The sequence below is a fragment of the Bartonella sp. AP331QHHD genome (genome assembly GCF_042195905.1).
Classification (GTDB): Bacteria; Pseudomonadota; Alphaproteobacteria; order Rhizobiales; family Rhizobiaceae; genus Bartonella.
In genome coordinates, this window is the sequence record NZ_JBHIPG010000052.1 from 24453 (window position 1) to 51144 (window position 26692).

Consider the following 26692-nt stretch of genomic DNA (forward strand, 5'->3'; position numbering starts at 1 on the left):
CTCATAAAATACTCACACTTTAAAAGTGAGTATTTTATGGCTATCGTACATAAAGAACCTAATTTTTATGAAAGAATTAGAAATATATTATTTAAAGGCATTACATGCCGAGAATGATAATATCACTAAGAGTGAAATGTCTTTTTTTTTTCAGCATATAAAGCAAAAATAATTTAAAGTTCTACCCTTAAGGCTAAAGTTTGTATGAGCGTTAAGTTGATTATATCCTCACATGATCTGAAATAATTTCAGTTATAAAAAAATAATTCTACTTACACAGATATTGGAATTTTAAGGTTAAGTAACTTAAAAATACTTAAATTTAGAGTAGCAAAACTTCCACTTTAAAATCACATATTATAAAATAAAATAGATAGACGTTATATAAATAATACACAAATGATAAATGAGGAACGAAAAGAGAGTTTTTAAAAATTATATAATTTTAACTTAAAATGAAGATTTGTAGCTCTATTCTTTTAATTATACGATTTTCAATTTATCGCCTAAAGTAGCTAGACTTAGAATTTTAGTGGAAAAATATTATGGAAGAAACTAACGTTGTTAATGTCAGCTCTTCAAAGAAAGAGGATTCTCCTTCTTTTCGGCAACTTCCGCATAATATTGAAGCTGAACAGGCATTGCTTGGTGCCATCTTTATCAACAATGATTCTCTTGACCGCGTTTCAGATTTTCTAAAACCAGAACATTTTTTTGAACCATTGCATCAAAAAATTTATCATGTTTTATCTCACCTTATTAAAATAGGAAAACGTGTAGATCCAGTTACAATCAAGCCCTATATCCAAATGGAAGAAAAAATTGGAGATATTACTGTATACCAATATGTTGTTCGCTTAGCCACAGAGGCAGTCACTATTATTAACGCTGAAGATTATGGACGCGTCATTTACGATCTCTTTATCCGACGGTCTTTGATTAACCTTGGAACTCAAGTTGTCAATACAGCCTTTGATGCTCCTGTAGAACTCACACCTACCCAACAAATTGAAACTGTTGAAAATCAGTTATTTGAGCTAGCAGAAAAAGGGAAATATGGAGGTGGATTTGAAAATTTTAATGAGGCTATTAAAAAAGCTATCGATATGGCAAGTGCTGCGAAAAAGCGCTCTTCACAATTATCAGGGATAGCCACCCATATTAAAACACTTGATGAAAAAATGGGAGGATTACAAGCATCTGACTTAATTATCCTTGCGGGCCGCCCTGGTATGGGTAAAACCTCACTGGCTACCAATATTGCCTTTAATATTGCTAATGCTTATAATCGTAATGCCAATATCCAAGAAAATGAAGGCGGCATTGTGGGATTCTTCTCACTTGAGATGTCATCCGAACAGCTTGCAACCCGTATTATTTCTGAACAAACAGAAGTCTCTTCTTCTGATATTCGGCGTGGCAATATTTCAGATGAACAATTTTCAAAAATTATTCGTGCGGTGAACCAACTACAAAAGGCACCACTTTATATTGATCAAACTGGGGGAATATCAATTACGCAATTAGCTGCTCGTGCGCGGCGTCTCAAGCGGCAACATGGTTTAGATATCTTGTTTATTGACTATATCCAACTCATGACAAGCAGTTCAAAGCGTTCATCAGAAAATCGTGTTCAAGAGATCACAGAAATTACCACAGGATTAAAAGCATTAGCAAAAGAATTGAATATTCCTATTATCGCTCTCTCTCAACTTTCTCGTCAAGTAGAAAATAGAACAGATAAACGTCCACAGCTCTCAGATTTACGTGAATCTGGTTCAATTGAGCAAGATGCCGATATCGTTCTGTTTGTCTATCGCGAAGAATACTATCTCAAAAATGAAGAACCAAAACTAGGTAGCTTGGAACATACGAAATGGCAAGAAATAATGGATAAAGCTTTTGGAAAAGCTGACGTTATTATTGCAAAACAGCGCCATGGGCCGACAGGAATCGTGCCCCTTGCCTTTCAATCTGATTTCACACGCTTTAGTGATCTGGCCGATAGCAATTACCTTCCAGAGCAAATTGGTTAAATCGACATGGCGCGTAATCGTATTCAATTTATCTGTCAAAATTGCGGAACCATCCATTCCCGTTGGGCAGGAAAATGTAGCGCTTGTGGGGAATGGAATTCCCTTATCGAAGAAACTATAAATAGCGGCATAGGAAGTGGTCCTAAGCAGAATGCTCGTAAAGGACGCATTGTCACACTCACATCTCTTTCTGGAAATATCGAAGATGCTCCACGTATTCATTCTGGTATTGCTGAACTTGATCGTGTTACCGGTGGGGGCTTTGTCCGTGGATCAGCACTCCTTGTTGGAGGTGATCCGGGTATTGGTAAATCAACATTGCTGACACAAACAGCCGCTGCTTTATCACGTAAAGGATATAATGTCATCTATGTTTCAGGTGAAGAGGCTATTGCGCAAATTTGTCTGCGCGCACAAAGGCTTGAAGCTAACAATACAGAAGTGAAACTTGCTGCTGAAACCAATGTTGAAGATATTCTGGCAACCTTAAGCGAACATAAAAACCTTGATATGGTGATTATCGATTCGATTCAAACCCTATGGTCAGATACAGCAGATTCAGCACCTGGCACTGTCACACAAGTACGTATCGGTGCTCAGGCAATGATCCGCTTTGCCAAGAAAACAGGAGCCGCCGTTGTTCTTGTTGGGCATGTTACAAAAGATGGACAAATTGCTGGTCCTCGAGTCGTTGAACATATGGTTGATGGCGTTCTCTATTTTGAGGGTGAAGGAGGACATCATTATCGCATTCTTAGAACTGTAAAAAATCGCTTCGGACCAACAGATGAAATTGGTGTCTTTGAAATGTCTGATAAAGGATTACGCGAAGTGATAAATCCATCTGAATTATTTTTAGGGGAACGTAATGAAAAAGCACCAGGCGCTGCTGTTTTTGCAGGAATGGAAGGGACACGCCCGATACTCGTAGAAATTCAAGCGCTTGTTGCTCCTTCTTCCCTTGGGACACCAAGACGTGCGGTTGTCGGATGGGATGGAAATCGCCTTTCTATGATTCTTGCCGTTTTAGAAGCTCATTGTGGCATTCGTTTTGGACAGCATGATGTCTATCTGAACGTGGCAGGTGGATATCGCATATCAGAACCTGCTGCTGATTTAGCTGTAGCCGCTGCTTTGGTATCTTCTCTTGCCAATATCGCATTGCCAACGGATTATGTATATTTTGGTGAAGTCAGTCTTTCAGGAGCTACCCGCGCTGTTGCACATTCAGCACAGCGCATCAATGAAGCAAAAAAACTCGGCTTTCAAGGAGCCTTTCACCCCACAACAACAACCGAAATGATGAAGTCGCTCAACTTTCAACAAAAAACTTTCTCCGACCTTCCCGAACTCGTTGCTACTCTTACCGTAAGTAAAAAATGATCTGCACCACAGATATGATAATATAGAAAAAACTCTATAAAATACAAAAGATCCTTGCTATAAGAACAAAAAATGGCATAACAAAAAATATATTTGCACACAGACTTAAAAGAACACAACTTTATGTATAAGGAACAAACAAATGATCATAACAATCCTTGATGGAATTGTCGTAGTAATCATCCTGTTGTCCGCTTTTCTTGCTATGCTTCGAGGATTTTCACGTGAAGTGTTATCGTTGATTTCTTGGGCAGTTGCAGCTGTTACGACACTGTTTTTATTCAAACCTGTCTTACCTTTCTTTGAACAATATCTCTCTAATAAAATGATTGCATTGATCACAACATTGGTCACAATTTTTATTATTGTTCTCATTATTACTTCAATTATTACAATGAAGATCTCTGATTTTATTATTGATAGTCGAATTGGTATCCTTGACCGTGCTATTGGTTTTATTTTTGGAGCACTTCGTGGTTTACTTATCATGGTCATCGGTATGTTACTGCTTAATGCACTGATTAAACCCGAGCTTCAAGCGAATTGGTTAAAAAATGCAAAAACAAGGCCTATTTTAGATTCATTGGGACAAAAAGTTTGGGAAATACTCCCCAAAGATATTGGATCTGTTCTCGAAAAGACGGAAAATTTGTTTAAAGACAGCAATAAACATACGTATGAGCAACACTCTCATGAAAAGATAATTTTCAAAAAATAGAGAATAGTTTTTCATGAGGAAAGAGAACTAAATGATGTAAAATGTGATATTAATGATTCCTCCATATCACAACTGAAAGAATATGATGATAAAAAGCGATGTTTTCTGTCAAGAATTTTCATTAGATGATGATACCCTTCATGAAGAATGTGGAGTTTTTGGTATTCTTGGGCATGAAGATGCCGCAACATTAACAGCTCTTGGACTCCACGCACTTCAGCATCGTGGGCAAGAAGCAGCTGGGATTGTTTCTTACAATAATAAAATATTTCATCAAGAAAAGCATTTAGGTCTTGTTGGCGATCACTATACAAACCCTGCAACACTTGCCCGCTTACCAGGAAATCGTGCTATTGGACATACCCGTTATTCAACAACTGGAGAAGTGGCATTACGCAATGTTCAACCCCTTTTTGCTGAATTGAAAGTTGGAGGTATTGCTATTGCGCATAATGGTAATCTTACCAATGGTCTCACATTACGCCGTGAACTCATCGCTTCTGGTGCTATCTGTCAATCAACGTCAGATTCAGAAGTTTTTCTCCATCTTATCGCCCGCTCACGTTATGAATCGTCCTCTGATCGTTTTGTTGATGCGATTCGGCAAGTAGAAGGTGGGTATGCTATGTTAGCGCTCACACGTACAAAGCTTATTGCGGCACGCGATCCAACAGGAATTAGACCTCTCGTGATGGGGGAACTTGATGGTAAGCCTATCTTTTGTTCTGAAACTTGTGCTCTTGATATTATTGGAGCAAAATATGTCCGTGATGTTAAAAATGGAGAAATCATCATATGTGAAATACAAAAAAATGGGGAAATTACGAAAAAAATTATAAAACCAGAAAATGAGACACCAGAAAAGCTTTGTTTATTTGAATATGTTTATTTTGCCCGCCCGGACTCAATCGTTGGAGGGCGTAGTGTTTATACAACACGTAAAAATATGGGAATCCGTTTAGCACAGGAAGCCCCTTGTGAGGGTGATGTTGTGGTTCCTGTTCCTGATGGAGGAACGCCTGCTGCAATTGGCTATGCACAAGAAATTGGAATTCCCTTCGAGCTTGGTATTATTCGTAATCACTATGTTGGCCGCACTTTTATCGAACCAACACAACAAATTCGCGCTTTTGGCGTCAAGTTAAAACATTCGGCAAACCGTCCTGTGATTGAAGGAAAACGTGTTATTCTGGTTGATGACTCTATTGTGCGTGGAACAACATCCCTTAAAATTGTACGAATGCTTCGCGATGCAGGAGCAAAAGAAGTTCATATGCGCATTTCTAGCCCTATGATTTTTTATCCTGACTTTTATGGTATTGATACACCTAAAGCTGAAAACCTTTTAGCAAATCAATATCCAGATTTAAAATCTATGTGTGATTTTATTGGAGCGGATTCATTAGAATTTCTTTCAACTGATGGATTATATCTTGCTGTAGCAGGGGAAAAACGGAATAACGCCGATCCACAATTTACTGACCATTATTTTACTGGATATTATCCTACGCATCTGGTTGATCAAGAAAATCTCTCCAAAATTCATCAATCATCTGTTCTTAAAACAAGAGATTAATGATGACAAAACGTGACTTTAGTCTCCATGGGCGTGTTGCACTTGTTACTGGCGCATCAAGAGGGATTGGCTATTATTTGGCACTCGAGCTTGCTGCACGCGGTGCTCATATTATTGCTCTTGCACGAACAGTCAGTGGACTTACTGAATTAGATAATCAAATCCGAGAAAAAGGAGCTCATGCAACCCTTGTTCCCCTTGACTTGCATCATATGGAAAACATCGATACCCTTGCTATCTCAATTGCCAAACGCTGGAAAAAACTTGATATTATCGTTGCAAACGCAGGAATTCTTGGAACACTCTCACCAATAGCGCATATAGAAAACACGGTATTTGAAGATGTTTTTCAAATAAATCTTTTCAGCCAATGGCGCTTAATGAAAGCCGTTGAGCCTTTATTACGTGAATCTGATGCTGGACGAGCCATCCTGTTATCCTCAAGCGTTGCGCATGCTGCGCGCCCTTTCTGGGGAGCTTATGCAGCCTCTAAAGCGGCTTTAGAGGTGATTGCCCGCTGTTGGGCAGAAGAACTCAAACAAACCCCTATTAAGATTAATTGTGTCAACCCTGGTGCCACACGCACTGCCATGCGCGCTGAAGCTATGCCCGGTGAAGATCCACAAACTCTTCCTTTACCACAAGAGGTTGCAAAAAAGATAGTCCATTTGTTATCACCTGATTTAAAGGAAACTGGAAAACTCTTTAATGTCCATAAAAATCGGTTTGTAGATTATCATGTACCTGATTGATCATCATATGAGAAGTAAATCGTTTGACTCTCTCTTTTTCCTGTGCTTTTCGACAGAAGAATGAAGCACTTTATAATTCTTGGATAGCTTTAGCATCAGCCTTTTTCTCTTCTAAAGTAGCACGTTTATTATAAGCGATAAAACTACAAGGGAGAAAAATCATATAGCTAACAGCTGTAATCAATAAAGTTTCCCATGTGTAAGTCGCAAGAAAACCGACATAAATAACAATGACCAACATGCAAGGTATAACGATATCGCGCCTTAAATTTTGATCAATTGTTTTTGCATTCCATACCGGTAAACGACTAATCAAAAGAAAAGCAATAATTACAGTATAAAGACTAAAAAATAATGCCCACCCCCAATTGGGGACCAAACCAAGAGTGCCTAAATAGGTAGGCAATAAAAGTAATAATGCTCCTGCTGGTGCTGGAACACCAACAAAATAACTTCTCTGCCACTTAGGTATATTGGGGTTATCTAACATCACATTAAAACGTGCTAATCGCAAACAACAAGCAACACAATAAACAAGGGCAGCAACCCACCCAATATGATTCGCTTGATTCAAGATAAAAGAATAAACAATGAGTGCAGGGGTAACACCAAAATTTATAACATCAGCAAGAGAATCCATCTGTGCCCCAAAAGATGAACTACCATCTATTAAACGGGCAATGCGACCATCAGCACCATCTAAAACTGCGGCCAAAAGCACCATTAAAATAGCAGCTTCATAGCGATGTTCAAAAGCCAAACGAATGCTGCTCATCCCTGCACAAATTGCTAAAATAGTAATGATATTGGGAATGACATACCGCATTGATGTAGGTGAACGCCGCCGATTTGCAACATCATCATGCTGCCCCTCAGGATTGAATGAAGAAAATGGCGAAAAATTTTTCATTGTGAGTCCTAATCGTATCTGAAGTCCGTTGTGGCACTCTTATCATCAAAAGAACCCAAAACTGTTTCTCCAGCAATTGCTGTCTGTCCAACTGCAACACGCAATTTCATTTCAGTTGGTATATAAACATCAAGGCGAGAACCAAAACGAATCAATCCAAATCGCTCACCAGTCATAACGGCATCGTTTTCTTTTGACCAGCAAACAATCCGGCGCGCAACCATTCCCGCTATTTGTACGACACCAATTTTACCATGTTTGCTATCAATTACCACCCCATTACGCTCATTAAACTGACTAGCTTTATCAAAGTCAGCATTGGTAAATCGACCTGGATGATAAACGATAGACTCTACTGTACCACTGATAGGAATACGATTAATATGGCATGAAAAAACATCCATAAAAATGGAAATACGGATCATTTCATCTTTCCCTAATCCTAATTCTTCAGGTGGAACACATGATTCCACAAATGAAATACGCCCATCTGCAGGCGACATAACCCAATTTGAATTCAAAGGGATCACACGATCTGGATCACGGAAAAAGTATACACACCACACCGTGAGAACGAGACCAAACCAAAACAACGGACTCCATATCCAACCAAGAATGAGCGAAATAACAAAAAACGCTACAATAAAAGGATAACCTTCTTTATGAACCGTTACAAAGCTATTATGGAAAGATTGCAGAATACTCATATAATTTCCTATTCATCGTAAACTTAAACAAGCAACAAAGCTTTTTGTTCCTCTTGTGTCTTTTTATGTATTTAATCAATCACTCCATATAAAGATATAGATTACATTTTGCTCTATTTATTTTTTACGATTAACAACACTCGTCTCATCTTCTTCACGCATTTTACGTAATTTTTCTTCTGCTTGCGATGCTTCAAGCTGCTTATTCCACATTGAAGCATAGAGACCTTTCTTGCGTAAAAGCTCTGTATGCGTCCCATTTTCAATAATACGACCACTTTTAAGAACTAAAATTTCATCCGCATTGATAACAGTAGAAAGACGGTGCGCAATAATCAATGTTGTACGTCCACGGCTTACAATATCCAATGCTTGTTGAATTTCCTGTTCCGTCGCCGTATCAAGAGCCGCCGTTGCTTCATCTAGAATAAGAAGTGGAGGAGCTTTTAAAAGTGTCCGTGCAATAGCCACGCGTTGTTTTTCACCACCTGATAATTTGAGACCTCGCTCTCCTACCATAGACTGAAAACCTTCCGGTAAAATTTCAATAAATTTTGATATTTGTGCCATTTCAGCAGCTTTGCGCATCTCTTCATCTGTAGCACTTGGACGCCCATAGCAAATATTATAGGCAATTGTATCATTAAATAACACCGTATCTTGTGGGACCATGCCAATCGCTTCACGCAAACTCTTTTGTGTTACGTCACGAATATCCTGCCCATCAATTGTGATAGAGCCTGCATCAACATCATAAAACCGAAAAAGCAACCGAGAAATAGTAGATTTACCGGCACCCGATGGACCGACAATAGCGACTGTTTTTCCTCCAGGAACTTCAAAATCAATATCTCTGAGAATCTGACGTCTCGAATCATAGGAAAACTTTACCTGATGAAAACAAATGGTCCCATCGCTTATCTCTAACGGTTTAGCATCCGATTTATCAACGATCTCTTTCTGAACATCTAAAAGATCAAACATTGCTTCAATATCCGTTAAACCTTGTCGAATATCACGATACATTGAACCAATAAAATTTAGTGGAATGGAAAGTTGCATTAAAAGCGCATTAATAAAAACAAAATCTCCTAAAGTTTGTGTCTTATAAAAAACTTCATAAGCTGACATCAGCATCATGATCGTCATTCCAATACCAAAGATAAGAGTCTGACCAAAATTAAGCCAGCTTAAAGATGTCCAAATCTTTGTTGCGGCTTTTTCATAACCTACCATAGAAGCATCAAATCGATCGGCTTCTAGAGTTTCATTACCAAAATATTTGACCGTTTCAAAATTCAAAAGAGAATCAACAGCGCGAGTATTCGCCTCAGTATCCGCTGTATTCATTTTTTGTCGAATGCGAATACGCCAATCACTCGCCTTAATGGTAAACAAAATATATAATCCAACCGTTACAACAACAATGAGAAGATAATGCCACCCATAACTTATATAAAATACCAGTGCCGTTAATATAAATTCTAAAACTGTTGGTACTGTACTAAGAATTGAAAATCTTACGATCGCTTCGATTCCTTTTGTTCCACGCTCAATCACACGAGAAAGCCCACCTGTTCGGCGTTCCAAATGAAATCGCAAAGATAACTCATGCATATGTACAAAGGTTTTATAAGCTAATTGACGAACAGCGTATTGACCAACAGTGGCAAACAGGGAATCGCGTAATTGATTTAATCCAGCCTGCATAATACGCGCGACATTGTATGCCAAAACAAGCATGATGGGAATAATCCAACTGGATGGGAACCATTCAGGTAGCTGAAAGCTTGAATCAAGCACATTCGTAGAATATTTAAATAAATACGGTACAGATATGAGAACGAGCTTAGCCAAAACAAGATAAAATATTGCCCATAGCACACGCATTTTTAGATCACGCCGCCCTACCGGCCACATATAGGGCCATAAATTGTAAAGTGTGTGCAGAGTCTTCCCTGTATCTGATGATACAGTTTTTGTCATTTCATTGCGTTTCATAAAGTCCTTACTTCTCTATCATCCGCACAAACAGGCAAAATACCCTCTGTGGTTATTTATAGATTCATCTCTTCATTATGGCTTCCAATAAGCTATACCTACCTGTTTTTTGAAGTTAGACTGTTTTTGAAAAAGGAACAAGAAATAATCCACTATACAATTTATTATTTTGATCTGTATTTTCATACCACTCTGCTGCAAATAAATTTTCAACTTTTACATGTTTTTTTTTCAATTCTGCCTGAAGCCATTTTTTTGTTTTACCAATCTCTTTCAGCCCCTTATCAAGAATTTCACCATTTTGTATTAAAATGATAGACTTCTTTCCTTCTTCCTTTTTAATAACGGAACAATCGCCATTGGTTTCTAAACGAACGAAAGCAGCTTCATGTAAACTACAGCCTTTAATGCGCAACATTGTAATCAGATCATTCACACTGATACCTAATTTTTTAATCTTATCCACTTGAAATACTCCATCTAAAACCAATGCAATATGTCGTCCTGCAATAAGACGACGAAAAAAAACTGAATAGCGCATCAGAAAATTAAGAGATGTGACTAAAGTCTGCCAAATAAATAAGACAATCAACAATTGAATACTGCTAACATCCGGACTATAAATAACGCCTCCAATAATACTTCCCATGACAAAATTACTTACCAAATCAACTGGCGTCATTTGACTAAGACTACCACGACCTGTGGTTCTTAAAATCAAGAGGAAAGCGATAAGTCCTACAACTAGTTTTAGTGCAACATACCCATAATGATATAAAAATTCCATCATATTCTCCTTTTTTATGGAGCTGCTGGAATAGAGACATTAGTGTCGCTTTATTTCCCACACAGTTATGCGCTCACCACTCTGCGGATCCTTACTGTCTTTTAAAAGAACCCCCTTGGCTGCAAGCTCATCACGAATTGTATCCGCAGCTTCCCACTCTTTATTATGGATAAGTCTTAGTCTTTCGGCAATGCGCTGATCAATAAATTTTGTATCAAGGAAAGTTTTTCTCGTAAATAATGGGCAATCTATTTCTTTAATCCATTCTTGTCTTAACAGTCCTAATAAATTCATCCCATTCAGAAGAGCCAAAGCATTTCCTTCTTTATAAAATTTTCGCAAAAGAGTCAGTGCTTTTGGAGTATTAAGATCATCACTAAGTGCATCTATCAAAGTATCATCAATTGCTTCATTGTTTTTCATCTCACTCTTTTTGCTGCGAAGCCATTCATACCAACGATACAGTTCGCTGCTCGATTGTATTAAACGCTGTGCTGTCCAATTTAATGGTTCACGATAATGCGTTTGCAACATCGAAAAACGCGCAGACAAACCAGCCCAATTTTGCTTCATTTCATCGGTTAAAATACCATTAAACTCCCCCAAATTATTCTCTAAAACAGAACGAATAGTTATGAAATTGCCAAAGCTTTTCGACATCTTTTTGCCTTCAACTTGTAAAAAACCATTATGCATCCAAAAATTAGCCATTCGCTCCGTCCCAAAAGCTGAACAACTTTGTGCAATCTCATTTTCATGATGAGGAAAAATTAAATCAATTCCACCACCATGGATATCAAAAACATTGGCGGTCGGATCATCACAGGTTAAACCACCGCCATAGGGCGCTAATAACTTTGCCATTGACATTGCAGAACATTCAATATGCCAACCTGGACGACCTAAAACAGGAATTCCGCCCGGTGATTTCCAACCTGGTTCTCCTTCCACAGAAGGCTTCCACAAAACAAAATCCATCTCTTCCCTTTTATAAGCAGCAACATCGATACGCGCCCCCGCCCTCATTTCATCTAAAGAACGATTTGCAAATGCCCCATAATGGGGAGGATTTTTTATGCTACTTACAGAAAATAATATATGATTTTCCGCTTCATAAGCGTGCCCCTTTTCAAGCAACCTTTCAATTAAAGAGCGCATCTCCTCTAAATGCTCAGTGGCGCGTGGCTGACTGGTTGGCAACAGACAACCAAGTGCTATGGTATCTTGCTGAAACTGAGAATATGTACGTTCTGTTAAGTGACGAATAGCCTCATTCAATGATACGTTTGGATATTCGCTAGCTGCTCGTGCATTAATTTTATCATCGACATCTGTAATATTACGTGCATATAGAACATGCTCATTGCCATAAACATGACGCAATAAGCGAAATAAAATATCAAAAACAATAACAGGACGTGCATTTCCTATATGCGCATAATCATAAATTGTCGGTCCACAAACATAAAGGCGTACTCTTGTCGCATCTATTGGTGTAAATTTTTCTTTTTTACGTGTTAGCGTATTATAAAATCGCAACTCTTTCATTTATTGACTCCATGGACGATATTATGCACCGATCCTTTTAGATGTATCTTATCTCAAATCATTGTATTACGCGGTTTAAGCTAAAAACTTGTATCTTATAGTAAATTCTTCTTACCATTTTCCCATTGTATTTACGGCTGTATCCATCGTTTATCATAAAAACAATCTATTTTATTTGATTGGACAAAAGCGTTCTATCATTAGAGATGCTTTCTCTCCTTAAAGAAAATGAGCTTAGAAAAAAATCTATAGGCAATACAATATAAATCTATGTGAAAAATAGATAGTTTGCAGAAAGAAAATCTTAAATTTTTAACCACACAAAGCTTCGTCAGTATTTTCAATATTCCACAATGGGTTCCTTACTGCCTCTTACGCCCTATATTTTATAATCAATAATTGAGAATAATGTAGCAATTAACTTTATTTTTTTACACCGTTCTCATGACAAAATTATTTTATCTTTACAGAGTTTTATTCAAAGAAAGCAATAAAAATAATGCGGTATAGATTGATGAACATCATTATTTTAATATTTCTTGTCATTTCAATGCCAACCTTTGCACAACAATCTCCACCTTATGAAAAAAAATTACTCCGACTAGCAGAAATTTTGGGATCATTGCATTCTCTCCAAAATCTTTGCGAGCCTCCAACAAACCAATGGTATGACTATATGAATGCACTGATTGAAGCAGAACGCCCCATTCCACAAAGACGTGCTTATTTTTATGAAGCGTTTAATGAAGCGTATCGTGCTTTCTCAGAAAATTATCATCATTGTACACAAGCAGCCATTGAAGCCAACCAAAGATACATTGAGGAAGGAAGAATTTTATCTGAAAACCTCCTCATGCATTATAAATAATTAATCTATACAAAAAGTAGCTCTCTCAATCTTAGCGATATCAATGATACTCCTTTCACAAATGCGGGGAGCAATAAACCAGCTCTGAAAATAGAGAGACGTTTAAAGAATAATGTCTTGATACGCTTTTATTCATATGCGCCTTTTTCCCCATACAAAACTGTTCTTTGGCTTCCTCCCCACACTTTAACGGACAAAGATTTTTAACTAAATTTGCTCTGTAAATAATCTAGGTTCTTGTTGAACAAGGTTTCTCTTGGCTTCTAGCACATGTAATTTGCTGCATAGTTTCTACAAACAAGCCTAAGAATATTCACCACTCATTAAAAAAACACTTATGTACCAAAGAGGCTGACATACCCTATATCACCACTCTAAAGGATGGTATTTTACGGCATACTTATAATTTTAATCTGTTTACACCAAAGTTTCCATAAATTTAACAGGCTCTCCTTGTGAAGGTGTGACAATTTCACCTTCCCACATAACGCGCATACCACGGATAATAGTCCCAACAGGCCAACCTTTAACTTTTTGACCATCATAAGGTGTCCAACCGGCGCGAGAACCAATTAAGCTATTCGTAATAATTTCCTCTCGCTTAAGATCAACAATGGTTAAATCAGCATCAAACCCAACAGCAATGCGCCCTTTACAACTTATACCAAAAATACGACTAGGGCCATGTGAAGTAAGATCAACAAAACGTTCAAGAGATATTTTTCCTGCATTCACATGTGTCAACATAATTGCTGCTGTTGTTTGCACGCCTGTCATACCTGAAGGTGAAGAGGGATAAGGTTGAAGTTTTTCTTCAAGAGTATGAGGCGCATGATCTGAACCTAAGACATCAATAATTCCTTGTTGAACACCGTACCAAAGAGCGTCACGGTGGCGCGGCTCACGAATAGGCGGATTCATCTGAATTAATGTACCAAACTTCTTATAATCATCAGCCGTGAGCGTCAAATGATGTTGTGTCACTTCAATTGTTGCAACATCCTTATGTTTTTTTAGAAAATCAATTTCTTCTTCTGTCGAAAGATGTAACACATGAATCCGAGCCTTCGTCTCATGAGCAATTTTTACCAAACGCTGCGTACATTTTAATGCCGCAACTTCATCACGCCAAATCGGATGTGACGATGCATCCCCTTCAATACGCAATATTTTACGCTCTTTGAGCCTCGCCTCATCTTCAGAATGAAAAGCCGCACGACGGCGTGTATTCTTCAAAATAAGGCGTACACTTTCATCATCATCAACCAAAAGATCACCGGTAGAGGACCCCATAAAGACTTTAATTCCAGCCGCACCAGGAAGTCTTTCTAATTCAGATAGTTCATGAGCATTTTCACGCGTTCCTCCAACCCAAAATGCAAAATCACAATGCATTCGATGAAATGCGCGTTGAACCTTATCGCTTAATGTTTCTTCTGATGTTGTCAATGGATTGGTATTAGGCATTTCAAAAACTGCCGTAACACCCCCTAACACAGCAGAATACGAGCCACTTTCCAAATCCTCCTTATATTCATTTCCTGGCTCACGAAAATGCACTTGGCTATCAATAATTCCTGGTAAAATATGAAGCCCCGTACAATCAATGACCTCACTAGCCGATGCACATGTAAGGTCGCCTATTTCAGCAATACGACCATTTGTAATACCAATATCACGCTTGCTTCTTCCATCATGATTCACAAGTGTTGCACCTTTAAAAATTGTATCAAATGTTTTAAACATAACCACGCTCCTTACATATTGCTCACTTATCGATTATGTAACTTTGAGCAGAAAGGCAAGAACCATGATTGAAAAACAAAATGCCATTTGCTTAAAAAACCGCGGACTTATTCAAATTACAGGCGAAGAAGCAACAGATTTTCTACAATCCCTGATCACGACAGATGTAAAAAAAATCAGTCCACAGGAACTTTTCCCTGGAGCCCTTTTATCCCCACAAGGAAAGGTTCTTGCTGATTTTCTTATCGGAAAAAAAGAAGATGGTTACCTGATTGATATCAGGATGCCTTTAGCTGATACGCTCCATAAGCGTCTGTTGCTCTATAAGCTGCGCAAAAAAGTAGAAATTACACAACCATTCCAAGAGCTTGTTACAGTTTCTTTGAATAATGAATCAGATGCTTTAAATTTTGATTCAAGTTTTGTTGATAAACGCTTCCCACAAAAAGAAAAAATAATACGAATCTATGGCAAAAAACCTTTTTTAACTTCAGAATATCATGACACATGGAATCAATTGCGTATCCGTTATGCAATTGCGGAAAGTGATCAAGACTATGAAATTGGCAAAGTCTTTCCTCATGATATTAATTACGATCAAATCAATGGACTTGCATTCAATAAAGGATGTTATATTGGACAAGAAATTGTTTCACGAATGCACCACCGCCGTGCAGCACGTCGCCGTATTTTTATTGTAAAAGGCCAGTGTAAATTAACCCCTCAATCTAGCATTGAAGCAGGAACAAAAGTGCTTGGCTACTTGGGAACATGTGTAGAAAATGAGGCTCTTGCTTTAATGCGTATTGACCACGTCAAAGATGCTATGGATCATAACATCCCCTTTACTGTAAAAAACATTCCTGTCACTATAAGCATTGCTGAAAATATGAATTTTACCTTTCCTGAAAATACTATAGAAAACACTCATGGCTAAAGCTGAATTATTAAAAAATGGAGAAGCCCGCGCTTGGCAAAGAATGCTCTCTGGAAGGCGACTTGATCTTCTCAACCCTTCTCCTTTTGATGTTGAAATTGAAGATATTGCCCATGGACTTGCTCGCGTAGCACGTTGGAACGGTCAAACACGAGGAGAGCATGCCTATTCTGTTGCACAACATTCACTTTTGGTTGAACAAATATTTCAAAAACTTTTTCCACAATCGGGAAGCAACGAATGTCTTTATGCCCTTCTTCATGATGCTCCAGAATATGTCATCGGCGATATGATTTCCCCTTTTAAAGCTGTTATAGGAAAACAATATGAACGCGTTGAAAAGCGCATCCAAGATGCTATCCACATGCGCTTTTCTCTTCCCGTTGATCTTTCTCAAAAACTTTTAAAAAAAATTAAACAAGCCGACCGTATCGCTGCCTATTATGAAGCGATTACGCTTGCTGGATTTAATACAGAAGAAGCCCTTCACTATTTTGGCTCTCCCAATAATATTTTACCCGATGATCTGAATTTATCCCCCTATTCTACCCAACACATTGAAAACGCATTTTTAACGCGCTTTAATGACTTGGATGTCCAAAGATTATAGCCCCTTCGCATTGTTGATTCCTTGTCATTACAGAATCATCACACTGACTTATAATAATAATTCATTGTTTTTTCATTTTGAATGAGAGCTCCTAATATCGTAAGCTTCACTCATTTCAAATCTGTTTATATTGAATCAATCAAAATCATTCTCTTGCACACCACAAGCGGGTCTGGCGTGTGGGTAAAATTTTTTAAAGAAAGAGTTAAAATGCTTCTTATGAACCATCTCAAGTGCTAAGCGCTGTCGCAGCATTGAAAATTGGCAAAGTGTGTGATGATGCCGGCTTGCTCTCTTATGAAGCGTAAAGACGGGAGTACTCTATAAATTTTATACACTTCATAAGGGACTTACCACTATACTATTCACGAACGCCGTCGCGAAATAGGTTGGGTACCTTAAGAAAGCTTTCTTTAAAAAAGCATGTGAATTAGCGACCCAATGGCGTTCTGTTTTGCATGAGAGGCGTGACTTCATTAAAGAAATGGAAAAAATCACAGTTCAAATTGCATACAAAATATATTAAAAATGCACATTCATTATCAAAATAACAAATGTTCTCTTGTCAAACCTTTCATCTTAAACTGAAGTTTATTTTAGTTTATAAACTTCATTATCCGCTGGGAAAGCACGAGATGTGACATCCTCTGCATAATTCTTTATTGCAGTTTCCATGGCTTGTTCAAGGTCTCCATAACGGCGTACAAATTTTGGCACATGAGAACCATAGCCCAACATATCTTCCATAACCAATACTTGCCCATCACATTGATTGGACGCCCCTATACCGATCGTAGGGATAGAAAGCTTATCTGTCAGTTTCACCGCTAAAGGTTCAACCATTGCTTCTAAAACAACAGCAAAAGCACCTGCCTCTTCAATCGCTGCTCCATCTGCTTCAATTCTTTGCCAATCATTCTCCTTGCGTCCTTGTGTTTTAAAACCACCAAAACGATTCATTGCTTGGGGTGTAAGACCGATATGCCCCATCACTGGAATGCCACGTTTACACAAAAAATCTACTGTTTCGGCTATATAAACGCCCCCTTCAAGCTTAACTGCACCACACCCCGTTTGTGCAAGAATGCGCGATGCATTTAAAAAAGCTTGCTCTGGACTTTCCTCATAAGAACCAAAAGGCATATCAATAACAACAAGAGCTTTTTGAGATCCACGCACCACGGCTTTCCCGTGTGAAATCATCATATCTAAATTAACAGGAAGCGTTGTCTCAAACCCATACACAACCATCCCAACGCTATCACCAACCAAAAGGATATCGCAATATGGATCAGCAATCCGCGCAGTATAAGCTTGATAAGCTGTTAAAGAAACAATTGGCTGTTGTCCCTTTCGTGCACGTATTTCGGAAGATGTTATACGCTTTACGGTTTTATGTACACTCATTTTCCACCCTTCTCTTGCAATATATATTGATCAATCAGCCTTATCTCACCAAAGCGGACAGTAAGAAGTAAAACTGCTGGTTTATTCAATGTTCCTTTAACCACGCATAAAGTTTCCATATCCCGTAAATCTATCGCTTCAATGATTGCACGCGTTTCTTGTTGTAAAATATCACGAACAGTTTTGCATAATTTATCAACCGACCGTTCACCTTCATGATAAAGCTTTTCAGCAGCTTTTCCACTTTCAGGAATAATTTTGGCAGCTTTACGATCTTCTAATGTTAAAAGCTGATTGCGTGAAGAACACGCTACACCATCTGACTCCCGTAGAATAGGAACTCCAACGATTTCAATAGGAAAAGCCAAATCTTCAACCATACGCCGAATAATTAAAATTTGTTGAAAATCTTTTTCCCCAAAAAAAGCCTTATCTGGTTGGACAATGTTAAAAAGTTTAGCAACAACGCTTGTTACACCACAAAAATGCCCCGGACGTAATTTTCCCATCAAAATACGTGATAATTTTTTCACTTGTACAATTGTATCATTCCCCAGTGGCCACATTTCATCGACAGAAGGAGCAAAAACACATTCAACACCTGCTTCTTTTAACAAAGCACAATCGCCCTTCAAATCTCTTGGATATTGAGAAAAATCTTCATGAGGTCCAAATTGCTTTGGATTGACAAAAATAGAAACCACTACGCGATCACACATTGCTCTTGCATACTGTACTAATGCAAGATGGCCATCATGCAATGCCCCCATTGTTGGAACAAAACCAATCGAAAAACCTAAACGTCGTTCCTCTGAAGTATATTGGCGGACTTCAGCAATTGTCTTTAAAATTCTCATTTTCCCATTCAATTATCATCAGATCAACCAATTAATGCCTGTACACCAAATTGACGCTCAAACAATTGTATCAAATTCATGCGCACTGACGGCTGCTTTATATCTCGTGGCTCCCAGACATGACGCATAAGAAAAAAACCCGTCAGTATAAAACCATTTATTATGTCACTAAAATCAGCAGGACGAGTCGTTCTGTGTACAAGAAACTGTGGTAGAATGAGAAGCTTTTTTTTCCAAGGTTCCCCTGCTTCTTCACAGACAGCCCGTCCAGATTTTGGTGATACGTAATGAAGCCTTTCCTGACGACCTGTTGCAGCACAACAAGATAAATCAAGACCAAAACCAAGTTCTTCAAGAAGCCGCATTTCAAAACGTACAAGCAATTCTGCATTTACAAATGGTTCATCAAAATTCTGCATAAAAAGGTGTAAAATATCATATAAAATGGGGTGCGGATCACGTTCGGGAAGAAGCCGCAAATGAAAAGCTATCAATTGCAAAGCATAAAGTGCTTCTGGTAGACAGATTAATCGTGCCGCATGTAAATCAAGAGCTTCAAGCCGAAAAAGTCCCAAATGTTCGTCTAAACGAGCCCACCATTCAGCCTCCACAAAATTTCCAGGTTGAAGAAGAGCTGCCATGCGACGCGAGCGCCCCCCTTTTACCACTCCCATATAACGACCATGTTCACGTGTCATAATCTCAAGAATAACACTTGTTTCACCATATTGGCGTGTACCAAGTATAACGGCTTGTTCTTTCCACTTCATTTTACTTTAATTATTTTTAAAAATCTTATTTTAAAAAATCCAATCCCATTTCACGATAACGTTCTGGATCGGTATCCCAATTATCTCGCACTTTCACAAAGAGAAAAAGATGCACCTTTTGATCCATAATTTCCATGAGTTCTTTACGTGCTGCTTGACCAATCGCTTTAATTGTATCGCCTTTTGCTCCTAAGACAATTTTTTTCTGACTCTCACGCTCGACATAAATAACTTGATTAATTTTAACGGAACCATCTGAACGCTCTTCCCAGTTTTCTGTTTCAACCGTTGAGGAATAAGGAAGTTCATCATGAAGACGAAGAAAAAGTTTTTCACGCGTAATTTCAGCAGCAAGATGACGCATAGGCATATCAGAAATTTGATCTTCCGGATAATACCATGGCCCTTCCTGCATCATGTTACTCAACGCATGAAGTAAATCCTTGCAACCAGAACCGTTTAGAGCAGAAATCATAAATGTTTGCGCAAACTTTACACGTTCATTTATTTTAGTGGTTAACGCTAGAAGAGATGATTTAACAACTGTATCAACCTTATTAAGAACAAGAACTTTTTCTTGTTTCATATTGTTTACAATATCTAACATCATATCAACTTCATCCGAAAGACCACTTTGAGCGTCAATTAAAACGAGTAGAACATCAGCGCTCTTAGCCCCTCCCCAAGCAGCAGAGACCATGGCTCGTTCTAAGCGCTTATGGGGACGAAAAACACCCGGTGTATCAACCAACACAATTTGCACATCATCATGAATGACAATACCGCGGATTAAAGTTCGTGTTGTTTGTACCTTATGTGTTACAATTGAAACCTTTGTTCCAACCAATTGATTAACCAATGTCGATTTACCGGCATTAGGCATCCCAATAAGCACAACAAACCCAGAACGCTTTTTCATAACGTCACTCATGATCATTTTTTCCTACTGTTTTCCATACACCCTCTCGTCGCAAAATTTTTTCAGCTGCCATTCTTTCAGCATATCTTTTGGAGCTTCCCTGCCCAATCTCTGAAGCAAACCCAGAAATACTGACCTCTACCATAAAAACAGGATCGTGATCTGGACCTGAACGTTTTATAACCTGATAATGTGGTTGTGCATTGCCTTGGATATGCGCCCATTCCTGTAATTCTGTCTTGGCATCACGTCGACCAGCATCCATTTTCTTTGCCCGACTTTGCCAATATTTTTGAATAAAAGGGCGAACGCTTTCCAATCCTCCATCGAGATATATTACGGCAATCAAAGCTTCCACGACATCTGCATGCATGTTGATAAGTCGACGCCCCTCAAAATTTTTCATCTCAAAACCAACACGGATCATATCAGGAAGTCTCATTTCACGCGCAATATCAGCACATGTCTGTGCATTGACCAGATGATTTAAACGGACTGATAATTCACCTTCACTTGCCTGAGGAAAAAGTTGATACAGCATCTCTGCAATCAAAAGCCCTAAAACCCGATCCCCTAGAAACTCTAGTCGTTCATAATTCCCCTGTTCCGAATCTTGTACACTCGAGTGTGTTAATGCCTTCTTTAACCTCTCTTCATCTTTAAAACGATGCCCCGTCAGCTTGAAAAGCTGATCAATCATGAGACGTTTCATCGTTGTTTCCTTGCTTGATAAGCGGCAAATCATGAACCGTATTTATGAAAGAAAACAAACGTTTCCAACGCACATCAAATGGCCAGCGCCAAATCTGCCAAGCACTTGAACCATTACTGATAGAAAAGAAAATCACGCTCGCGCGACCAATAAGATTTTCTTCTGGAACATAGCCTACATCTAAACGACTATCATCTGAATTGTCGCGGTTATCTCCCATCATAAAGTAATGTCCTTGAGGAACTTCAAAGACTTCTGTATCATCAACTTTCGGGATGAAAGCTAAATCAAGTGTATCATAACTAACACCGTTAGGCATTGTCTCGCGATAAACCTCAACAGGATAGTTAACCTCTGTTATATCAGAATTATCAATCTCCCCCATAAAGTGACGTGAAACAGCCTCATCATTAATATAAAGGACACTTTGACGGACTTGTATACGATCACCTGGTAGCCCAACAACGCGTTTTATATAATCAATCTTCGGATTACTTGGTAAGCGAAAAACGACCACATCTCCACGTTGAGGTTGAGATGCCCAAATCCGTCCAGAAAAAAGAGGAGGAGAAAAGGGGATGGAAAAACGAGAATACCCATATGCATACTTAGAAACAAACAGATAATCTCCCACCAACAAAGTAGGACGCATTGAACCGGAAGGAATACTAAACGGCTGGAAAAAAAGTGTCCGAATAAACGCTGCTAAAAGCAAAGCCTGTATTAAAACAGAAATAAATTCACGAAGCCCACCTTTTTTTTCTTTTTTATGCACTTTATCTTTTTGGATCATCACCAACTGCCTTCTCATCACAGATATAATTTTTTTCATCATAATATTCAAATAACAAAAGCACAATCTCTCACGCCATCTATCCACGTGGAAGTGCTTCGATAATAATAAATGCCTGTGCCCAAGGAAAATCATCTGTTATGCTAAGATGAATAACTGCATCATGATGAGGAGGTAATAACTTTTGAAGTTGCACTTGCGCACGATTTGTTAATTGCATTATTGGTTTACCAGATGGCAAATTAACTACCCCCATGTCTTTCCAATTGATACCACAAGCGATTCCCGTTCCTAAGGCTTTAGCACATGCTTCTTTAGCAGCAAATCTTTTTGCATAGGACGAGGAGCTTTTTTTGAGATTTTCAGATCTATTTCTTTCAATATCCGTAAAAATACGTTGGATAAAACGCTCACCATAACGAACCAACATTTTCTCAATACGTCGTATATCAACCAGATCATTTCCAAGACCAATAATCATAAGATATTACCCGATCTTTCTTAAATTTATTTCTGTTTTAATACAGGCGATGAGCGCTTCTTTAAACGCCTTTTTTTTATAATCTTTTGATATCGCTTTTGTTTAAAACGAACCGTTGCTCTGTAAACACCTATATAAGATAAACCACCAAAAACAATACCTAAAAGAGTTCCCCCTAAAATCATAGGACTCATAATTGTGTCCCATGCGCCTTTAAAGAGGAGAGAGAGATTTGACAATGTCAAACCATTAAATAGAGCACGAATTTGCGAAAGAGAAATCTCTTTGACATCGCTAAAAAGTGATAAACAAAAATACCCTACTTTATAATCAGCCATGACAATCAATAAAAATGTGAGTGGATTAGAAAAAATTGTCCCAATGATTGCGGCAGCAAAGTTTGCACGCAAAAGCCAAGAAAAAAATATTGCCAAAATAATATGCAGCCCAAAGAAAGGGGAACAAGCTAAAAAAACGCCAACAGCAACCCCTAATGCTACTTCATGCGGTGTTGCTGATATACGCAAAATACGTTTATGTATGTAGCAAAATGAGCGAGAAAATGAACGACGTGGCCATAACCAAAGTCGAATACGCGTTACAAAATCTATTGGTTCTCGACGACGAAAAAGCATATGACTCTCAATATACATCTTTTGATGATGAAATAATCTATATCATCCAAATTAATCTTTTTAAGCTTTTGCACAAAAAAAATAGAACGACAATTAAATATTTCGACTGCCTGGTTTAATCGCGGGAAGAACAGAAAGCTCTGCAGGAAGTGCATCACTAGCATAAGAGGTTATCTCGTATTCAGCAAGCGCAATCAATGGAACTCCAACATTGACCTTACCACCAGAACGATCAAGGATACATGCACTGGCCAACACCTCTGCTCCTGCTGCAACAAGCGCTTCAACAGTCTCACGAATGGAAAGACCCGTTGTTACAATATCTTCAACAATAACAACCCGTGCACCCTTCTTGATTTCAAAACGACGCAATTCAAAGATGCCATTTATACGCTCTACCCAAAGAGAAGGAACACCAAGGTGACGTGAAGTTTCATAGGAAGGAATAAGACCGCCAATTGCGGGACCAACAACATAGTCAATTTTTCCCTCGATAGATTTTTTGATTTTTTCAGCCAATCCACGACATAACTTTTCCGTCAAGTCAGCATGCATGAATACTTTCGCTTTTTGCATATAAGTCGCACTATGGCGCCCCGATGTTAAAATAAAATGCCCTTCTAGAATAGCATCTGCTTGTTTAAAAATATCAATGACATCTTGTGTATTCATTGCAAAATCTTTCTTTTTATCCATGAACCCGCCGTACTGTACTTACTGAACCTGCCTTTTTTAACTGAGAAAAAATACGATTCAAATGTTTTAAATCCCACACTTCCAAATCAATCATAATTTCTGTAAAATCTGGTGCTGTACGGATAAAAGATAAATTTTGGATATTGGCATCGTTAGCAGAAATTATTTGTGTAATTTCAGCCAAAGAACCAGGACTATTTACAACTAAAATATTCATCCGTGCAGGAAAACGTTCATTCATTTGGGCATCAATATCCCAGCGGACATCAATCCATCGTTCTGGCTGATCATCATACGCCATCAAAGCTGAAGACTGTATTGGATAAATAACAATCCCAGCTCCTGGCTGCATAATACCAACAATCCGATCTCCAGGTACTGCTCCTTCCGGTGAAAAACGTACGGGTATATCTCCACGGGTTCCTCTAATAGGCAAGGCTTTAGATTGATGATTCTCGACCATTGCATTCTTTTCATTTTCTGGAACTTTAAAAATCATACCTTGAGCATTTTCAATATTAAACCAACCTTCTTCCCCAGGCTTAAAAGATGACTTTTGTACCACACGGTGATCTTGATAATCAGGATAAACCGCTTTAATCACATCAGCGGAAAACAGCTCTCCACGCCCAACAGCAGCCAATACATCCTCTACATCTTTACGTGCTAAACGTGGCAAAACTTTCTTCAAAAGGTCTTTTGAAAATTGCTTTCCCATATATTCAAATGAACGCTCGAGAATACGATATCCTAAACCCGAATATTGTTTACGTACCGCTGCACGACTTGCTCGTCGAATAGCTGAACGTGCTTTACCCGTGACAACAAGAAATTCCCATGCTGCTGGCGGAATTTGAGCGTGTGAGCGAATAATATCAACCTCATCACCATTTTTTAATTTGGTCATTAAAGGCATAATACGACCATTGATTTTTACACCAACACAAGAATCACCGATATCTGTATGGACGGCATAAGCAAAATCAATAGGCGTAGCTCCTTTAGGAAAAGCAATTAATCGACCTTTCGGCGTAAAACAAAAAACTTGGTCTTGAAAAAGCTCAAGTTTTGTATGTTCTAAAAACTCTTCTGGATTATCTCCATCAGACAAAGATTGTATCGTTTGACGCAACCATGCATAGGCATTCGTTTCACTTGATAACTTCACAGTCGAATAATTGGAACCGTGCTCTTTATATATGGAATGAGCAGCAACCCCATATTCAGCAACTTCATCCATAGCAGCCGTTCTAATTTGCAACTCAACACGTTGTCTTGAAGGACCAACAATTGTTGTATGAATAGAACGATAATCATTTTGCTTTGGTATAGAGATATAATCTTTAAAACGACCAGGAACCATTGGCCATGTCGTATGAATGACACCAAGAGCACGATAACAATCATTCACGGACTCAACAATCACACGAAATCCAAAAATATCCGATAATTGTTCAAAAGATAATGCTTTACTTTCCATTTTGCGAAAAACTGAATAAGATTTTTTCTGACGGCTTTTAACATCTGCTTTAATGCCATGCTCGAAAAAAAGTTTTGTCAATTCATTTTCAATTGTGGAAAGCAAATCACGGTTGTGTTTCAATAATTCAGAAAGTCGATTGGTAATCGTACGATAACCTTCTGGATTTAAATAAAAGAAAGAGAGATCCTCTAATTCCTCACGCATATCCTGCATACCCATACGACCTGCAAGTGGCGCATAGATATCCATCGTCTCCTCAGCAATTCGCCGACGTTTATCATCACGCATAACACCAAGGGTACGCATATTATGAAGACGATCAGCAAGTTTGACTAAAAGAACACGAACATCATCAGAAATAGCAATAAGAAGTTTACGAAGATTTTCTGCTTGTACGGCTTTCTTTGATACAAGATCAAGCTTATTAAGCTTTGTAAGCCCTTCAACCAACTTCCCAATTTCAGAACCAAAAAGCTGATCAATTTCTGCTCGTGTAGCGCTTGTATCTTCAATTGTATCATGCAAAAGAGCAACAGCAATCGTTGCCTCGTCCAACCGCATATCTGTCAAAATAGCAGCAACTTCTAAAGGATGAGAAAAATAAAGATCACCTGACGCACGCTTTTGATGTGCATGCTTTTTCATTGCATAATCATAGGCCCTGTTTAAAAGAGCCTCATCTACGTCAGACTTGTAACGTTGAACACGTCCAACAAGCTCACACTGACGCATCATACGAGCATATCCTTTATCTTTTCACACCTCTAATCTTTATTGAACATGTCCTATCAATAAAAGACAAGAAAAATAATTGCTCCTTATATGACAAGGTATCTTTACTCCTGTAACATAAATTGCTGCAATTAATAATCGTCACTTTTTTCTGGAACAACCAAACCTTCAATACCCGCTAAAAGCTCTTCTTCTGACATATGATCAAATGAAGTACCTTCTTCTTGCGACGACGTATTAAAAACACTTTCAGCTTCACCTGAATGGGTAATAAATTCACTTGCCATTTCTGGCTCATCTACTTCCACATGCTTTTGCAACGAATGAATAAGGTCTTCCTTTAAATCAGCAGGCGACAATGTTTCTTCTGCTATTTCACGCAAAGCAACAACTGGATTTTTATCATTATCACGATCAACCGTAATCTGCGCTCCTTGTGAAATCTGACGCGCCCGATGACCTGCTAAAAGTACCAATTCAAAGCGGTTGTCAACTTTATCAATACAATCTTCTACCGTTACGCGGGCCATTTATGCCTCTTTCTCAAATAAAAAAATTTAATAGCGGATAGAGGAGTATATACAATAATCAAAATAAAACACAAGAAAAACAACACAAACTTTTATAT

The 26692-nt window shown here is 38.4% G+C and carries 25 protein-coding genes; 8 read left to right on the forward strand and 17 right to left on the reverse strand.

What is annotated here, in order from left to right; translation table 11 throughout:
* Positions 1-545: 545 nt before the first annotated feature.
* From ACFIMS_RS05740 to ACFIMS_RS05760, 5 genes are all read left to right on the forward strand, one after another.
* Positions 546-2036, forward strand: a complete 1491-nt coding sequence (locus ACFIMS_RS05740) for a replicative DNA helicase (protein ID WP_375610161.1) — start codon at positions 546-548, stop codon at positions 2034-2036.
* Positions 2037-2042: 6 nt separating this feature from the next.
* Positions 2043-3419, forward strand: coding sequence for a DNA repair protein RadA (radA, locus tag ACFIMS_RS05745; protein WP_375612937.1), 1377 nt, complete (start codon positions 2043-2045; stop codon positions 3417-3419).
* A 142-nt stretch (positions 3420-3561) separates the two neighbouring features.
* Positions 3562-4137: a CvpA family protein gene (locus ACFIMS_RS05750; protein WP_375629260.1), complete on the forward strand. Its 576-nt coding sequence runs from the start codon at positions 3562-3564 to the stop codon at positions 4135-4137.
* A gap of 82 nt (positions 4138-4219) precedes the next feature.
* Positions 4220-5713, forward strand: a complete 1494-nt coding sequence (gene purF / locus ACFIMS_RS05755) for an amidophosphoribosyltransferase (protein ID WP_375681178.1) — start codon at positions 4220-4222, stop codon at positions 5711-5713.
* Between the two features lie 2 nt (positions 5714-5715).
* Positions 5716-6465 carry an SDR family NAD(P)-dependent oxidoreductase gene (locus tag ACFIMS_RS05760; RefSeq protein WP_375613045.1) on the forward strand — a complete coding sequence of 250 codons (750 nt, stop codon included), beginning with the start codon at positions 5716-5718 and terminating at the stop codon, positions 6463-6465.
* Between the two features lie 70 nt (positions 6466-6535).
* Here the strand turns inward: ACFIMS_RS05760 and pssA are convergent, their stop codons facing one another.
* The 5 genes from pssA to cysS all read right to left on the reverse strand — a co-directional run bounded on the left by pssA (position 6536) and on the right by cysS (position 12418).
* Positions 6536-7375, reverse strand: coding sequence for a CDP-diacylglycerol--serine O-phosphatidyltransferase (gene pssA / locus ACFIMS_RS05765; RefSeq protein ID WP_375611225.1), 840 nt, complete (start codon positions 7373-7375; stop codon positions 6536-6538).
* Positions 7376-7383: 8 nt separating this feature from the next.
* Positions 7384-8082 (reverse strand): phosphatidylserine decarboxylase, encoded by a 699-nt coding sequence (locus ACFIMS_RS05770; RefSeq protein WP_375612939.1) that lies wholly within the window; start codon positions 8080-8082, stop codon positions 7384-7386.
* Positions 8083-8199: 117 nt separating this feature from the next.
* Positions 8200-10083: an ABCB family ABC transporter ATP-binding protein/permease gene (locus tag ACFIMS_RS05775; RefSeq protein WP_375620728.1), complete on the reverse strand. Its 1884-nt coding sequence runs from the start codon at positions 10081-10083 to the stop codon at positions 8200-8202.
* Positions 10084-10198: 115 nt separating this feature from the next.
* Positions 10199-10870, reverse strand: coding sequence for a DUF421 domain-containing protein (locus tag ACFIMS_RS05780; protein WP_375611298.1), 672 nt, complete (start codon positions 10868-10870; stop codon positions 10199-10201).
* Positions 10871-10909: 39 nt separating this feature from the next.
* Positions 10910-12418 (reverse strand): cysteine--tRNA ligase, encoded by a 1509-nt coding sequence (cysS, locus tag ACFIMS_RS05785; protein ID WP_375611222.1) that lies wholly within the window; start codon positions 12416-12418, stop codon positions 10910-10912.
* 499 nt (positions 12419-12917) lie between these two features.
* Between cysS and ACFIMS_RS05790 the strand changes: the two genes are divergently transcribed.
* Entirely contained in the window at positions 12918-13286 is a 369-nt protein-coding gene (locus tag ACFIMS_RS05790; RefSeq protein ID WP_375612942.1) for a TIGR02301 family protein, read from the forward strand.
* Between the two features lie 417 nt (positions 13287-13703).
* Here the strand turns inward: ACFIMS_RS05790 and ACFIMS_RS05795 are convergent, their stop codons facing one another.
* Positions 13704-15032 carry a dihydroorotase gene (locus tag ACFIMS_RS05795; protein WP_375612943.1) on the reverse strand — a complete coding sequence of 443 codons (1329 nt, stop codon included), beginning with the start codon at positions 15030-15032 and terminating at the stop codon, positions 13704-13706.
* 64 nt (positions 15033-15096) lie between these two features.
* On the opposite strand from ACFIMS_RS05795, the gene ACFIMS_RS05800 reads away from it, so the two are divergent.
* Both ACFIMS_RS05800 and ACFIMS_RS05805 read left to right on the forward strand, forming a co-directional pair.
* Positions 15097-15969 carry a YgfZ/GcvT domain-containing protein gene (locus ACFIMS_RS05800; protein WP_375629274.1) on the forward strand — a complete coding sequence of 291 codons (873 nt, stop codon included), beginning with the start codon at positions 15097-15099 and terminating at the stop codon, positions 15967-15969.
* Positions 15962-16579 (forward strand): YfbR-like 5'-deoxynucleotidase, encoded by a 618-nt coding sequence (locus ACFIMS_RS05805; protein ID WP_375610152.1) that lies wholly within the window; start codon positions 15962-15964, stop codon positions 16577-16579. The genes ACFIMS_RS05800 and ACFIMS_RS05805 overlap by 8 nt, the downstream gene beginning before the upstream one ends.
* 591 nt (positions 16580-17170) lie before the next feature.
* On the opposite strand, the gene panB is transcribed toward ACFIMS_RS05805, so the two are convergent.
* The 11 genes from panB to rpoZ all read right to left on the reverse strand — a co-directional run bounded on the left by panB (position 17171) and on the right by rpoZ (position 26594).
* Positions 17171-17986: a 3-methyl-2-oxobutanoate hydroxymethyltransferase gene (gene panB / locus ACFIMS_RS05810; RefSeq protein WP_375612945.1), complete on the reverse strand. Its 816-nt coding sequence runs from the start codon at positions 17984-17986 to the stop codon at positions 17171-17173.
* The gene (gene panC, locus ACFIMS_RS05815) at positions 17983-18843 is read right to left on the reverse strand and encodes a pantoate--beta-alanine ligase (protein ID WP_375612946.1); all 861 of its coding nucleotides are present in this window, start codon (positions 18841-18843) and stop codon (positions 17983-17985) included. The genes panB and panC overlap by 4 nt, the downstream gene beginning before the upstream one ends.
* Positions 18844-18866: 23 nt before the next feature.
* Positions 18867-19613 (reverse strand): DNA repair protein RecO, encoded by a 747-nt coding sequence (gene recO / locus ACFIMS_RS05820; protein ID WP_375638092.1) that lies wholly within the window; start codon positions 19611-19613, stop codon positions 18867-18869.
* Positions 19614-19638: 25 nt separating this feature from the next.
* On the reverse strand, positions 19639-20544 hold the full coding sequence (gene era, locus ACFIMS_RS05825) for a GTPase Era (RefSeq protein ID WP_375612948.1): 906 nt from the start codon (positions 20542-20544) through the stop codon (positions 19639-19641).
* Positions 20537-21244 (reverse strand): ribonuclease III, encoded by a 708-nt coding sequence (gene rnc, locus ACFIMS_RS05830; protein ID WP_375612949.1) that lies wholly within the window; start codon positions 21242-21244, stop codon positions 20537-20539. The genes era and rnc overlap by 8 nt, the downstream gene beginning before the upstream one ends.
* The gene (gene lepB, locus ACFIMS_RS05835; protein ID WP_375611213.1) at positions 21225-22037 is read right to left on the reverse strand and encodes a signal peptidase I; all 813 of its coding nucleotides are present in this window, start codon (positions 22035-22037) and stop codon (positions 21225-21227) included. Before lepB ends, rnc begins: the two co-directional genes overlap by 20 nt.
* A gap of 79 nt (positions 22038-22116) precedes the next feature.
* Positions 22117-22518, reverse strand: coding sequence for a holo-ACP synthase (acpS, locus tag ACFIMS_RS05840; RefSeq protein ID WP_375612950.1), 402 nt, complete (start codon positions 22516-22518; stop codon positions 22117-22119).
* A gap of 26 nt (positions 22519-22544) precedes the next feature.
* Complete coding sequence (locus ACFIMS_RS05845; protein WP_375610146.1) at positions 22545-23153, reverse strand: DUF2062 domain-containing protein; 609 nt, start codon at positions 23151-23153, stop codon at positions 22545-22547.
* 93 nt (positions 23154-23246) lie between these two features.
* Complete coding sequence (gene pyrE, locus ACFIMS_RS05850; RefSeq protein WP_375629334.1) at positions 23247-23825, reverse strand: orotate phosphoribosyltransferase; 579 nt, start codon at positions 23823-23825, stop codon at positions 23247-23249.
* Between the two features lie 16 nt (positions 23826-23841).
* Positions 23842-26067, reverse strand: coding sequence for a RelA/SpoT family protein (locus ACFIMS_RS05855; RefSeq protein ID WP_375654947.1), 2226 nt, complete (start codon positions 26065-26067; stop codon positions 23842-23844).
* 128 nt (positions 26068-26195) lie between these two features.
* Entirely contained in the window at positions 26196-26594 is a 399-nt protein-coding gene (rpoZ, locus tag ACFIMS_RS05860) for a DNA-directed RNA polymerase subunit omega (RefSeq protein WP_273791104.1), read from the reverse strand.
* Positions 26595-26692: the final 98 nt, after the last annotated feature.